The sequence below is a fragment of the Streptomyces sp. NPDC033966 genome, from assembly GCF_055575955.1.
Genome location: NZ_JBVIRQ010000015.1, coordinates 120,155 through 133,224 on the forward strand (window position 1 = coordinate 120,155; position 13,070 = coordinate 133,224).

At 67.6% G+C, this 13,070-nt stretch carries 8 protein-coding genes; 3 read left to right on the plus strand and 5 right to left on the minus strand.

Annotated features, from left to right (window positions below):
• Positions 1 to 20 precede the first annotated feature (20 nt).
• Positions 21 to 1,052 carry a serine hydrolase domain-containing protein gene (locus ACZ518_RS32860; RefSeq protein ID WP_469116675.1) on the plus strand — a complete coding sequence of 344 codons (1,032 nt, stop codon included), beginning with the start codon at positions 21 to 23 and terminating at the stop codon, positions 1,050 to 1,052.
• Positions 1,053 to 1,178: 126 nt separating this feature from the next.
• Here the strand turns inward: ACZ518_RS32860 and ACZ518_RS32865 are convergent, their stop codons facing one another.
• From ACZ518_RS32865 to ACZ518_RS32885, 5 genes are all read right to left on the minus strand, one after another.
• A complete protein-coding gene (locus ACZ518_RS32865; RefSeq protein WP_469116723.1) occupies positions 1,179 to 1,718 on the minus strand; it encodes a Pycsar system effector family protein in 540 nt (179 codons plus the stop codon).
• Positions 1,718 to 2,641, minus strand: a complete 924-nt coding sequence (locus ACZ518_RS32870) for a hypothetical protein (RefSeq protein ID WP_469116676.1) — start codon at positions 2,639 to 2,641, stop codon at positions 1,718 to 1,720. The genes ACZ518_RS32865 and ACZ518_RS32870 overlap by 1 nt, the downstream gene beginning before the upstream one ends.
• The gene (locus tag ACZ518_RS32875) at positions 2,638 to 4,713 is read right to left on the minus strand and encodes a hypothetical protein (RefSeq protein WP_469116677.1); all 2,076 of its coding nucleotides are present in this window, start codon (positions 4,711 to 4,713) and stop codon (positions 2,638 to 2,640) included. Before ACZ518_RS32875 ends, ACZ518_RS32870 begins: the two co-directional genes overlap by 4 nt.
• The gene (locus ACZ518_RS32880; RefSeq protein ID WP_469116678.1) at positions 4,710 to 5,609 is read right to left on the minus strand and encodes a hypothetical protein; all 900 of its coding nucleotides are present in this window, start codon (positions 5,607 to 5,609) and stop codon (positions 4,710 to 4,712) included. The genes ACZ518_RS32875 and ACZ518_RS32880 overlap by 4 nt, the downstream gene beginning before the upstream one ends.
• A gap of 129 nt (positions 5,610 to 5,738) precedes the next feature.
• Positions 5,739 to 6,380, minus strand: a complete 642-nt coding sequence (locus ACZ518_RS32885; protein WP_469116679.1) for a Crp/Fnr family transcriptional regulator — start codon at positions 6,378 to 6,380, stop codon at positions 5,739 to 5,741.
• Between the two features lie 198 nt (positions 6,381 to 6,578).
• On the opposite strand from ACZ518_RS32885, the gene ACZ518_RS32890 reads away from it, so the two are divergent.
• Complete coding sequence (locus ACZ518_RS32890; protein WP_469116680.1) at positions 6,579 to 11,816, plus strand: caspase family protein; 5,238 nt, start codon at positions 6,579 to 6,581, stop codon at positions 11,814 to 11,816.
• On the plus strand, positions 11,813 to 12,661 hold the full coding sequence (locus tag ACZ518_RS32895) for a hypothetical protein (RefSeq protein WP_469116681.1): 849 nt from the start codon (positions 11,813 to 11,815) through the stop codon (positions 12,659 to 12,661). The genes ACZ518_RS32890 and ACZ518_RS32895 overlap by 4 nt, the downstream gene beginning before the upstream one ends.
• The last annotated feature ends 409 nt before the right edge of the window (positions 12,662 to 13,070 follow it).

Here is a 13,070-nt window from a genome sequence, read left to right on the forward strand (position 1 = left end):
CCCACGACGATCGGGAGACCATGACCCACACCACCGACCGGATCGAAGACCTCCTCCAGACCGGCGTACGCGACGAGGTCTACCCCGGCGCGGTGTGGGCCGTCGGGAACGCCGACGGCATCCAGGCCAGCGGAGCCGTCGGCCTCCTCGACCCCGACCACCCGGACGAGCCGATGCGGCTGGACACCGTCTTCGACGTGGCCAGCCTCACCAAGATCCTCGCCGTCTGGTCCACGATCGGCACCCTCGTCGAAGAGGGAAAACTCCAGCTCTACACCCCGCTGGGCACCTTCTGGGACGAGGTCGCAGGCCACCCCCTCGCCCGGGCCACGGCCCACCACCTCCTCACCCACACCGCCGGCCTGCCACTGCGCGCCAACCTGAAGAACCTCTACGGCACCGACCCCCAGGACATCCGCGACGGCGTCCTACACGAGGCCCTCCACCGCCCGCCCGGCGAAGCCGTCGAATACACCGACCGAGCCGCCCTCGTCCTCGGCTACCTCGCCGAGCACCTCTCGGGCCAGCCCCTGGACCAGCTCGCCACCGACCGCGTCTGGCACCCCTTGGGGATGACGCAGACCCGCTTCGGCCCCCTCCCCGCCACCGAGGCGGCCCGCTGCGCCCCCACCGAGTACGACGAGGCAACCGGCACCCACCTCAAGGGCACCGCCCACGACTTCTCCGCCCGCCTCCTCGGCGGCGTCTGCGGCATCGCCGGCGCCTTCTCGGTCCTCGACGACGTCGCCCTCTTCCTCCGCCACATGCTCGCCCCCACCCAGACTGCCTTCGGCCCGGCTTGGATCAAGGACTCACTCCACCTCCACACTGGCGACCTCACCCCCGCCCGCGGCCTCTTCTGGCACCCCGCCCCCGGCACCGACCCCACTGAGGACATCTGGGTCCACTACGGCTTCACCGGCACCGGCATGTGGATCAGCCCAGCCCGGAGCTGCTGGGCTGTCCTGCTAACCAACAAGGTCTACTTCACCCGCGACCGCGGACCATTGACCGAGATCCGGAACAGGTTCAGAGCCAGTCTGTTCGCCTAGCCAAGTCCCTTGGCACGCCGCGCTACTGTCCCCCGCAAACGTAACCACGATGATGACGAACGACGTAGACGAGCAATGCCTTACGGGTCCAGGTACAGCAGCACCGAACCTCCCACTTGAGGCAGGTCAGCGACCGAGTGCAACGGCCAGGAAGGCCGCAGTGATCGCCGGTAGCAGCATGACAATGGCGTACCGCACGCAACGGTTCTTGGCTCGGGCGATCCTGCTCGTCTCCCTCAGCGCACGGAGTAGCCGGGGCTGGGGATCTGAGCCGTCCCGCCTGAGCCCAGCCGACAAGTCGGCGCGCGTCTCTGCACGCACCACGTCTTCGTAGTACGCGAGGAGGCCGTGCCTCTCGCTGGCTCGTGCCCCACGGCGCGGGGCAAGAGCCAGGAGCAGGAAGACTAACGCCCCGGTCGTGGTGGCCGCTGCCGTCCACCACAACGGGACGGCCCACAAGACATCGAGGGGACGTCGTACGAGAAGGAGCCCGAAGAGTGTTCCCCCAGTAGCCAGAAGGATGGCTGCCTTGCCGTCAGCCCGGCCGATCTCCAGATAATTCTGTGCGATGAGTTCGCGCGAAAGAATCACCACGTGGTCCGCGTCCGAGACATGGTGTTCGGGCCGGCTTCTCAAACGGGCGAGGCGAGACGGTAGAGCCCACATCACGGCGCCCCTCCGTGGAAGCCGTTCATGCCGCTGTGCGGTACACCCGCGTCGCCGATCCTGCGCAGGACCTCATCGCCCTGGGGTACGCCGACTTCGCTGAGGAGGCGCGCCAGGTTCACCCCGACGAAGCCCCGGTCCTCCTTCGTCAGTCCCTGGAGCGTTGCCGCCAGCGTCCGCTCCCATCCGTCCCGCTCGGTGAGCAGGTCGCCGTGTGCGACCGTCCAGTCGAGCACCTCCCTGGCCTGGTCGGGATGGTGGAGCAGCCAGAGGGCCGCCAGACCGACCGGCCCGCCGGCCACCACCTCGCGGTAGAAGCGGTAGGCATCGCGGTGGGCCTCGCCGAAGCCCGGCGGGAGGAGGAGCTCGGCAGGATGACTTGAAGCCGGTAGGAGGCCGGCTGGAGGGTCCAGGAACCAGTAGGTCAGGCCCGCCCCGTCGATGTTCCGCGGCTGACCGGGGGGCTCGACCTGAGCGGTCCCGTACAGGGTCGGCGGCTGTCGAAGGGGATCAGAAGCACCCGGCAGTCCGGCACTTCCACGGACGGCCTGGTCGATCAGCCGACGCGCGGCGTCCTCCGTCAGGCCGCTGCGTGCCGCGACCACCGGATTGCTGACGTTCCAGGCGACTTCGTAGCGTGCTCGCGAAGGCGTTGGTGTCGCAGGACCCCGGCGTGGCACCTCCACCACGGTCCGGCGTTCTGCCAGCGAGACCCACCCGATCGAGTCGAACTCCCGTCGGAAGGTCGCCCCGATCGAAGGTCGGGGGTATCCCCAGATATCTCCGCCCCGGGGCGGCTCGAGGCGATCCGCTTCCTGATCCGAGAGGAAGACGAGCGCGCGATCCGAAGACGATCCGAACCGTTGTCGCAGCAGCTGCCGAACCGGTGAAGAACTGACCGACGTAAACAGTGGCCTGCTCATGACGCACTCCTCCTGCGCGATGTGTTCGTGTGATCTCGGTGGCGCCCCAGTAGGAAGCGGATGACTCCCCGACGATGGCGAGCGGTACGGGAGAGCTCGCTCACCACGAGGTCGAAGGCCGTCCTCTGGAACATGTCGGGGTCGGCTTCGACCCGCCCAAGCCCTTGGGCCATCGCTTCGTACGTGGCCGGGTCGTCAAGGCCCAGCACAACGAGGGCAAAACCCTGAGCGGGGTGGCACTCAAGAATGCGGGCGAGGCTCATCCGGACCGCACCCGGTATACCCGGCTGAGGGAACGTCGAGAGGGACATGGAGTGAATCACGTGCACCGCCAGCGTGTGACGTGGTGTTCCCCGGCCGTCTCCGAGCCATCTCGTCACCGCCTCAAGGACCTCGATGTGGTTCGCCTGCTCGGTGAGGAGGGCGCCCAGCGCGAAGGAGACCGCGGAACGCAGCTTCGCATCCAACTCCGGAGAGGAGCCGCCGAGGACGTTGTCCAGGAGTTTGAGGGCCGCGCCCGGCCGGGCGAGCCCGTAGCTGCCCCCGCAGGTCTCGGCGACCGTGCAGCGGAGAACTACGGATGACCGGCTGCTCCACCGACGCATCTGCTCCTTGACCGCACCGGAAACCAAGGGGTACTGAACGAGCTCTCCCAACGCCACCGCGACCAGCCGTCGGCGCCAGCGGTCCTCCGAGGAGGCGAACCGGTCCAGCTGAGTCAGCACGCCGGGGCCGGTGGCATGCGCGAGCACCCGGCCAATCGCCTTTCCAGCTGCCAGATCGAGGCCCGGCTGATAGTTCAGCTGCTCCAGAGCTCCCCACAGCGCCGCCGGCATGCCTTCGAAGTCCAGCCAGAGGTGGCGCAGAATTGTCGCCGCGCGGTGCCTGCCCGAGAAGACGATCGGCTGCACGGGGTATCGAAACCGGTCGGCGGGAGAACTGCGTGGTGTCTCCAGGCGTGCACCGATGGCTTCGAGGCGGTCTTCGAACGAGGGGCCGAGGACATCCGGCAGCTGATCGTCCGGGGCCTGGTTCTGCCCCGTCTTTGCAGCACGTACACCGAGTAGTGGCCGCATCTCGGTGGCGAACTGCTCGATGACCGTGCGGTCCTGTCCAGGGAGCAGAGCGACGGCCGCCATCAAGGAGACCTTGTCGGCACTGTGCCGAGCCTGAGCGAGCGCGGACCAGGCAGCGGCCTCGGTGCCGGTCAGTAGGTCCTCGAGCACAGACCCGATCGGTGCAGACGTCTCCGCGGACTGCCGCAATCCCTCCGCCAGGTCGACGGCATCACCGGGCAGTGAATGGGTCGAGAGGTAGTCAGTGGACTCAGGGGAGGCCAGGTGCCGCAGTGCGGCGTCGAGTTGCAGGCTGTCGAGCCCCCCTTTGGCCGCCATGAGCCGTAGTCGTCTCTCTGCGATCTCGTGCGGTCCGGGTGCGGCATGTGCCTCTTCCCACCGGCTGGCGTCTGGCGGCAACCGGGCATCCTGCGCCATGGTGACGACCAGGTGAGCCCCGGCGTCGTGCAAAGCCTTGGCCAGGCCCGTCAGCCGCACTTCGTCGAGGGCCCGGGCCGAAGCCGTCGGCAACCCCTGCAGGAGGTACCCGCGGCCGGCCTTCGGCCGCCATGCCGACAGATCCGCCATCGCATCCAGACCCGTGACACCGTCCTCGCCGTGCCTTTCAGCAAGAAGGGCGAACCCCGCCGTGCCGGCGCCCGTTCCGGCCTTCGCCCTGAGCAGCACGATCCGGCTGTCCAGAGCCTTACGGCAGCGTACGTACGACGGCGGTTCGACGAATCCGTGCAGCCGGTCGCGCACCTCTTCCGCCGGATAAGGCCCCTCGCGCAGGCGCGGTTTGAGGATTCCCTCGATGGCTTCGTCGTTGGATGCGGCGATGTGCAGGAAGTTGAAGTCGCCTCCGACGTTCCCCATGAACGCAACTCCGCTGTCCACCCGTTGGTGGCCCTCGCGGAGGGAGCTCTGCTGCCCGGTCCCCGGTCCAACCGACGGATCGGGCTGATCGGCGTCCGGCTGCTCGTCCGGCTCGGCGGCCGGTTCAGGTCCGGCGTTCACCGGTGGTCCCCGTCACCGGTCCGCTTGTCACCCGCAACGTTGTCTCCGCTGCCCCAGTGCTGGTTGGTGCCACGGTACGTGGTCGCGGGCGCGGTATAGGTGAAGTCACGACCTACGTTGCCCATCACTGCGGCGCCTTCCCCGACGTGCTGGGAGTTTCCGCGGTACTCCGTTCCGGAACCCTTGTCCGATGCCACGGCGGGCTCCGCCGGCACCGCAGCTACGGGTTCCTCACGCGGCCGGATGCCCGCCCGCACGAGGTTCCCGGAGGGCGAAGGAACGTACAGCCAGGCGCGCTGCGAGAAGTTCTTGCCTTCGACGCTGGCCGACACTTCGACACACCGGTCGGGGTGGAGCCCCGTGTAGGCGCCCAACACGACGTCTTCGTAGACCCGCTCCGAGACGATTGCGGCGAGGTGGGTCACCTCCTCGCTCGCTGCGGCGAGGATGGCCTTGACCGGACGCGAATCCAGGAGCCGGTGCATGTCGTTGCGGGCCGTTCCGTTGCCGTCCCCGGGCTCGCCCCCATCGGGCAGCGGACCGACGTGGATGCTGGCCCGGAGCCTGATCCGTGGACCGACGGCCTGCCGGTTGTACGAACCGAGTACATCGTCCAGAACGCCCAGGAACGGCCAGAGCACGAAGGGCAGGTGCACCGGATCGAACCCGAAGACGACGCCGTCTCCCGTATTGGCGGGAAAACGCTGGGCATCGCGCAGCTGGTGCAGGCCAGCCCGCTCCAGGGCCTGCTCCACCAGCTGGGGAATGAGCTGACTGACCGGTCCGTGCTGAGCGGCCGGCAGTCCGGTGAAGTCCTTGGCGTCAACGGCGAACAGGGCGCGGTAGGGCGGGAGCGGCCGGCTCTCGGCATACGGAACAGGCACGGGTGCAGACATGCGAGGTCTCCTCACGGATGGTCCGGTAAGTGGCCGTAGTCGGGCTGCTTCGAGGTTCCATCCGCGCCACTCCGCCGAGTGCACAGCGCTGGGCGCACGGGGTGTGTCCCGGGTCACAGGCTGCCGTCCTCAGTCGGCCGCCGCCCAGCGCTGCAAGGCTTCCACGTCCCTGATGACGATCACCCGCCGCGCCGTTTCGACCAGCCCGACGGCCCGCAGCTGCCCCAACCCGCTGATGACCGCATTGCGTGTCACGCCGATCGCCTGCGCGACCTCTTCCTGATTCAGCCCCGTCAGCCGGACGGCGTTGCTCGCCGCCGTCTGATCGGTGAGCACGGCCAACCTCAGCAGTGTGCGAGCCAGCCGCACGACCAATGGCAAGGTCTGCAGTTCGGCTCGGTGGATGTCGGACTCGCGCATCCTGGCGAGTGCCTGGCGCATCAGATGCATGACCAGTCCACGCTCCTCGACGAACTGGACGAAGCGCTGTGCGTCCAGAACGACTGCAGCGCAGGGCGTCAGGGCAACGACGTCCGCCGTCCGCGAGGTCCCGTTGAAGACCGAGACTTCTCCGAGGAGGTCCCCCGGCCCTCGAAACGCGAGCCACGTCCTCGCGCCATTCGGTTCTCGGCAAACCACCTTGGCCAACCCGGAGGTGAGGGCGAGGAGGTGCGTCCCTGGGGATCCCTGCCGCAGCATCACGCTGCGCTCGGAGTACATCCTGGTCACGCCTTGACTGCGCAGGTCACGCCAGACTTCATCGGACAGCACGCGTCACCTTCCCATCACGCCCGCATCGGTACACATCGGCCCCCGAGTTGTATGCCGATGTGGCGGGCAGCATCGGCGTATGGGTGATGTTGACCGGAAGTGGTCGTGCCACTTCGACTCAGCGGCAACCCGCACCGAAACGCCCTCCGGCTGGGTAAAGTTCGGGGCCAGCGGTCCACGACGTCGTCGGGTGGTGGGGTGGGAAGGCAATTCTTCATCGCCTTGGGGAGCGGCAAGTACCGCCACCTTCCGAAGGAAGAGCAGCTGGCCTCCGTACCCGGGGACGTACGGGCGACGACCGAGCTGTTCCAGGCGTTCGGCTACACGGCCGTGTTACCGGGTCTGGGGGACTACGAAAGCGCCGACCAGATACGTCGGAAACTGACCCATTGGTCGTCTGATGCCGATCTGACGGCCGATGACGTCGTCGTGGTGTACTTCGCGGGCCACGGCTCCGTGGAGGAACGGGACCGGCACTACCTGCTGTGCTGGGACTCGCAGGAGGACGACCTCGTCTCCAGCGCCCTGGCCACCGAAGACCTCGTACGCATCCTCTGCCGCGGCGAGCTGCGTCACCTTCTGCTCATCCTCGACACTTGCTCCGCAGGAGCGGGCAGCGCGGATGCCGCTGCCGTCGCTCTCCAGACGATCGCCTACCGGAGCACCTCCGGTCACGTCTCGACTGGCCTGTGGTTCCTGGGCTCGGCCCGGCACAAGGACATCGCGGAGGACGGCATGTTCGTCACGGCCCTGATCGCGGCCGTCGAAACCACTGCCGACAGGACCGGACAGCGCCAGCAGTATCTGGACCTGACCGAACTCGTCAAGGCGGTCAACGAGCAGTTCGATACCGGAGGCCACGGCCAGCGAGCCGAGCTGGCCAGTGGACTGGTAACCGGTCTCGCACCGTTCCTGGCCAACTCGAACTACCGGGAGGAACTTCCGCCCCAGGGAACTGATCTACAGGTCCAACGCCGTGTGGCCGATCGGGACCTGGACGAGCACTTCGGCCCCCGCTCCCGGGGCGTGGAGTTCGAATCCGAGCAGGGCCTGTACTTCAGCGGGCGGATCCGGGTGCTGTCCGAACTCGTGGCCTGGATCACCTCGCCCCGAGGCGACGGTCGCGGCAGGGTCGTCACCGGCAGCCCCGGATGCGGAAAGTCCGCGGTGCTCGGACGGATCGTCGCCCTTTCAGACTCCGGGTACCGGGCTCGTCTGGACCTCTCCGATGTCGACACTTCGACCGTGCTTCCCGCCGGATGCGTCTCGGCAGCGGTCCACGCCCGCCACAAACGGCTGGAGGAGGTGGTCGAACGGATCGCGACCGCGCTGGACACCCGTACCGAAGGCCCCGCCGCCCTGCTGCAGGAGCTGACACGGCGCGGGCGCCACGGGGCACCCATCGTCGTCGTGGTGGATGCCGTGGACGAAGCGGGGTCGGACACTGCCGCGGACGCCGGCGGCCACGGCGAGCCTCGCCGGATCACTCGCGAACTGCTGCGACCCATGTCGGAGATTCCGGGCGTGAGGCTGCTCGTCGGAGCCCGCCACGAACTCGTGGGCCCGCTGGGGCGCACCTTCACCGTCATGGACCTGGGTCAGGAAGGCTACCGGGCGACTCAGGAGGACGTATCCGGCTACGTCGCACGGATGCTGCTCGCCAGCGACGAACCCGAGATCCCGACGCCGTACCGAGATCAAGCCGATCGTGCCCGTACGGTCGCCGACGCTGTGGCGGCGAAGGCAGCCGGCGTCTACCTCTACGCGAGGACGACGGCACGCACCCTGCGCTCCGACGGATCCACCGTCGACACCAGCCGGCAGGGTTGGGCCGAGGACCTGCCCAGTGAGGTGGGTGAAGCCTTCGATGACTATCTGGCTCGCTTCGGACCGGACGAGGCCCGGGTGCGACGCATGCTGCTCGCGCTGGCCTTCTCGGAGGGGAAGGGGCTGCCCCGGGGCCACGTGTGGACCACGCTGAGCTCGGTGATCTCGGGGGTTCCCTGCACGGAGGCGGACATCACTTGGGTCCTGGACGTGGCAGAGGCTTACGTCGCCGAAGTCATCGACGATGACCGAAGGTCCGCGTACCGCCTGTACCACAAGGCGCTCGCCGAGCATCTGCGTGCCACTGCCGACCGGTCGGCGGAGCAGGTCCAACGGTCGATCGTACGAGCCCTGCGCTCACTCGTCGCCAAACCGATCGACGGGCCGCCGGGCTGGTTCGGTGCCGTCGGCTACGTCCGTCATCATCTGGCCACCCACGCAGCCGCGGGCGGCGTGCTGACCGGCCTGATCGAGGATCCCGGTTTCCTGCTGGCCAGCGATCCACGAGCGCTCCTCACGGCCTTCTCCTCCATTGAGGGCGATACAGCGCGGCGCATCCGAAGCGCGTACGAGCAAGTGGCGCACCGGCTCACTCCTGATCGTCCGCTCGGCGCCCGTGCCGCGGACCTGCAGCTCTCTGCCCGACGGTGCGAGGCCGATCCATTAGCCGACAGCATCGAGGACCTGTCGCTGGAACGTCCCTGGGCCGCGAACTGGGCCTGGTGGTCCACGAGCGGTGTCCACCGGCTGCTGGCCGGCCATACCCGGAACGTGAGCTGTGTTGCCGTGGGCGCGCTGGATGGTCGTCCCATCACCGTCACCGGCAGCATCGACGGCACGGCACGTATCTGGGATCTGACAGCTCAGCAACAAATCGGCGATCCCCTCTCCGTCGGCATCGCCGTCAGCGCCGTAGCCATGGGGGATCTGGGTGACTACACCGTGGCTCTCACCGGGGGCGAGGACGGCACGGTCAGGATTTGGGACCTTTCGGCAGGCCAAGAACACGGAACTCCTCTGCGCGGGCACACGAACCGGGTGGCGAGCATCGCGATGGGGGCTCTCCGCGGGCGACCGGTAGCACTTACTGCCAGTGCCGACGGCACGGCACGGTTGTGGGACCTGCAGGATCGGTGCCAGCTGGGGAACGAGCTGACCGAGCACCGTCGTTCGGTGCTCGCCGCTAGCTTCGGCGAACTCGATGGGCGGCCGATCGCGGTCACCGGCGGGGACGACAAAGCCGTTTACGTCTGGGACCTGTCCGAAGTGATCGACGGTGGGAACGCTCGTGTGGATGGCAGCCCACTCATCGGCCCAGCGATGGGCGTCTCGGCAGTGTGCGTAACCAAAGTCGATGGCCGGACCATCGCACTGGTCGGCGACCAGGCAGGCATGCTGAGCCGCTGGGACCTACACGATCGGCGTCAGGTCGGGGAGCCGGTCAGTGCCCACGTCTACTACACCCGCAGCGGGGTGACCTCGGCTGCCGCCGGCCACTTCGAAGGGCGCCCGGTGGCAGTGACGAGCGGCCGGATGGAGGCACGGCTCTGGGACGTCCGCACCCTCCAACAGGTCGGTCCGCCGCTGCGCGGCCACGTCGGCGACATCACCGCGGCAGCGCTCTTCGACCGGGACGACAGCGCCCTCGCCGTCACGGTGAGCCAAGACCGGACGGCTCGCATCTGGGACCTGACCGCAGACCAGCCCTCAGAAGGCCACGCACGACCAGTACTGGCCGCGGCCTACCGCTCGCACCAGGGCCGGGACCTGGCTGTCACCGGGAGTGAGGACGGATCAGCTCGCCTGTGGGACCTGCGCACCGGCCAGGAGTGCGCTTCCCCACTGGAGGGTCACACCGGACAGGTCATGGCCGTCGCGGTCGGAGAAGTGGGAGGTTCACTCGTCGTCGCCACGGGCGGGTCCGACACCACCGTCCGGTTGTGGGAGCCGCTCCGCGCCGACAACTCGGCCACTCCCCTTCTCGGCCACACGAATGCCGTTCGATGCGCCGTCTTCGGCGACTTCGACGAGCGGACCGTACTCCTCACGGGAAGCGACGACGGAACGGTACGTCTGTGGGACGCGCGCGACGGCACCGCGCTTTGCCCACCACTGTCTGGTCACATCGGAGGCATTCGGCACCTGTCGGTCCGCAAGGTCGGACGCATGCTAGAGGTCGCTCTCTGCACTTCTTTGGACCACGGATACCTGTGGCACATCGCCCCCGGGCCGAGCCAACCGGCCGCAACGCGCCACGGCCACTTCGATGCGCCTGCGCTCACACCCGCCGCCCGGACCGTAGGGGTCGGGTTCCACCAAGGGCGCCCCGTCGTCGTGGTGATCCTGGACGGAAACGCGGTCCATGTCCGGGACCTGGAGACCTCCGCCGCCATCGCAGGTCCCTTTGTAGGCCACACCGGTTTCATAACAGCGGCCACACTGGGCCAGATAGGCAGCAGGACAGTCGTCACCACTTCCGCATACGACAACACCTTGCGCACGTGGGACATAGCGTCCGGCACGGAGGAGGGCCCGCCACTGGAAAGCTGCAACAACCTGTCGCCGGGCTCGCAGGTTCCTCCTGTGATCGGGCGAATCGGCAGCGTTCCGGTACTGATCGGGATCGGCTCCCAACACGTCCGCTTGTGGAACTTGACGACCATGGAACCAATGGGCGAGCCACTGTGCGGCGTCGAACATCACCTACTCTCGGCCGACATCGCACATGCCACTGACGGCCGTGCGGTCGTGGTGACGGGGAACTTCGACGGGTCGGTGCGGGTCCACGACCTGGATAATGGCTGTCAGGTCGCTGCCCATCTGACCTCCGGGTCCCCATCGACCTACAGCGTCGCCACGGAGCTTCTGGACGACGAGGTCATCGTGGTTCGCAGCAACTGGACGGACGTTGACGTGTGGTCTGTCAGCACCCGCCGGCGGCTGTGGAAACGGGCCGGAGCCACGCAGTTGTCCTGTGTGAGCACGGTCGGCGGACGGCCCGTGGTCCTGGCAGTGTCCGGGGACTACACGCTCAACGCGTGGGACCTGGCAACCCAGGTACCCGTCTGTCCTCCCATGGTGGGACACACCGCCATCGTCAACGCACTACGGGTCGGGTACACGGACGCGGTGCCGATCCTGGCGAGCGCCTCGTACGACGGAACCGTGCGCCTTTGGGACCTCCGGACCGGTCACCCTCACGGAGAGGTCAGGACCGGCTACGCGATGGGAGCGACCGCCATGGACTTGGTCGTCATGGGCGGACGCAGCCACCTGCTGATCGGGGCCGGTGACGGCCGACTCACCATGGAACCCATCGACGGCCCCTCGTCCTGCGCCACCGAGCTGGACCTATTCCCTGCCTCGGTGAGACGCATCCGTGTGGCGAACGTGGACGGAACTCCGACCCTCGTTGCTGCCGACGTGTACGGCTTGGTGCGCGTCTGGGACCTTGAAGCGCGTGCTCTCCGAGCGGAGATCAACGTTGGCAGCGGAATCAACGGAGTTGCCGTCGACGCCACCGGACAGATCTGCGTGGCGACCGACATGGGGTTGGTGGCGCTCCGCATGACTCCTGCAAGTCGTAGAGCTATGGGGGAATCCAGATGACCCGTGTCGTCTTAGTCCACGGCATCGCACAGCAGTTGAAGGGACCTGAAACCATCACCGAGGCATGGCTTCCGTCCTTGAACGACGGGCTCGCCATCTCGGGCTCCGACCTGCTGCCGCGCCAAGACGTCTCGGTTGCCTTCTACGGTGACCTATTCCGCCGGCCCGGCCACCGCGGCTTGGGCGAGCCGCCCCTCGACGCATCGGACGTGGAACCCGGACTCGAGCACGAGCTGCTCCTCGCGTGGTGGCAGGCAGCCGCGGACGCCGAGGTCCCTGTACCCGGTCCGGATGCCCCTGCCCGGCTGCGAACCCCACGCGTCGTCCAGCGAGCACTCAACGCGCTCAGCCACTCGGCGTTCTTCGCCGGCCTCGCCGAAGGCGCGATGATCGGCAGTGCACGCCAGGTCCGACGCTACTTCACCGAGCCAGAAGTCCGTCGGGCTGCCGGAGAACGCCTGACTCGCGCGGTCACCGACGAGACGACGGTGATCATCGCCCACTCCCTGGGCAGTGTGGTCGCCTACGAGACGTTGTGTGCCCACCCACAGTGGCAGGACCTCACATTGATCACGCTCGGATCTCCCCTCGCCGTACGCGGCCTCGTGTTCAACCGGCTACGTCCCGCGCCGACCGGAGGTACGGCCCGGTGGCCTGTCCCTGTGAAGCGCTGGATCAACATCGCCGATCGCGGAGATGCCGTGGCCCTGATCAAAGAGCTCGCGCCTTTGTTCGGAACCCGTGTCCAAGACCTGGCGGTCAACAACGGCGCGCATGCCCACGATGTCCGCCCCTACCTGACCGCACGCGAGACCGGACTTGTTCTTGCAGAGGCGCTCAGCTGAGCCGCTCGTTCCGACACGGGGGACAGTGATCGCCCACCCACTCGGAACAATGAGGTACGTCGCCGCGACTACGAACACCGTGACTTTGACGACAGGTCTACCTTCGGACTCCAAGGAACGGAAACCTCCGAACAGTTCGATCGAATGGCCGGGATTCACTTGCGGGCTGTGAGCTCGGCGAGGAGGGCCACAACCGTGGCGGCTCCCACGACCGCGGCACCAGCTTCCGGTGCGTACAGAGCCAGGGTGGTGACGAGCACACCGACCAGCAGAAGCAAAGCAACACGCACACTTGTGGGTTCCATGGACACTTGCCTTCCGTACGGGGGAGAACGGGGATCTGCATCCAGCGTGTGTCCCTCGCGGAAGACCTTGACGACCTGAGACGCCACCTGACAGCTTCGGCCAA

What these genes read in the sequence shown, in the direction of transcription:
- ACZ518_RS32860 (WP_469116675.1), top strand. Translation starts at nt 21, where the DNA reads ATGACCCACACCACCGACCGGATCGAAGACCTCCTCCAGACCGGCGTA.
- ACZ518_RS32865 (WP_469116723.1), bottom strand. Translation starts at nt 1,718, where the DNA reads ATGTGGGCTCTACCGTCTCGCCTCGCCCGTTTGAGAAGCCGGCCCGAA.
- ACZ518_RS32870 (WP_469116676.1), bottom strand. Translation starts at nt 2,641, where the DNA reads ATGAGCAGGCCACTGTTTACGTCGGTCAGTTCTTCACCGGTTCGGCAG.
- ACZ518_RS32880 (WP_469116678.1), bottom strand. Translation starts at nt 5,609, where the DNA reads ATGTCTGCACCCGTGCCTGTTCCGTATGCCGAGAGCCGGCCGCTCCCG.
- ACZ518_RS32895 (WP_469116681.1), top strand. Translation starts at nt 11,813, where the DNA reads ATGACCCGTGTCGTCTTAGTCCACGGCATCGCACAGCAGTTGAAGGGA.